The sequence below is a fragment of the Paraburkholderia sp. JHI2823 genome, assembly GCF_038900695.1.
GTDB classification, from domain to species: domain Bacteria; phylum Pseudomonadota; class Gammaproteobacteria; order Burkholderiales; family Burkholderiaceae; genus Paraburkholderia; species Paraburkholderia mimosarum.
This window is the reverse complement of the sequence record NZ_JAYMRY010000402.1, coordinates 1-255: the sequence shown is the minus strand read 5'-3', so window position 1 is coordinate 255 and position 255 is coordinate 1. Positions and strand designations below refer to the sequence as shown.

The following is a 255-nucleotide window of genomic DNA, read 5'->3' as shown; positions in this document are numbered from 1 at the left end:
AGCGCGAGAACTTCTGGTTGATCGCCATGCGGTCGTTTTCGAGGCTCGGCTCGGCGTTCACGCTCGTCGCGACGAGGCCCTGGTACAGCTCGATCTCGGTCGCACGCGCGTTGGGCACCGTATGCGCACCGCGCTCGAGCTGCACGATGGCGTTCGGCTCGGCCACGTCGGCCGTCATGATGCCGCGCGGGCGATGGTACTTGAAGCTGCGCGCGACGAAGTGGACGTCGTTGGCGAGCAGCGCGGAGGCGAGCG

1 protein-coding gene is annotated in these 255 nt (G+C 67.8%); it reads right to left on the bottom strand.

Going from position 1 to position 255, the window contains the following annotated elements; all coding sequences use genetic code 11:
• Nucleotides 1-255 (bottom strand): 2Fe-2S iron-sulfur cluster-binding protein (locus VSR34_RS39160; RefSeq protein ID WP_342965318.1); only part of this gene is annotated, 255 nt, incomplete at both ends.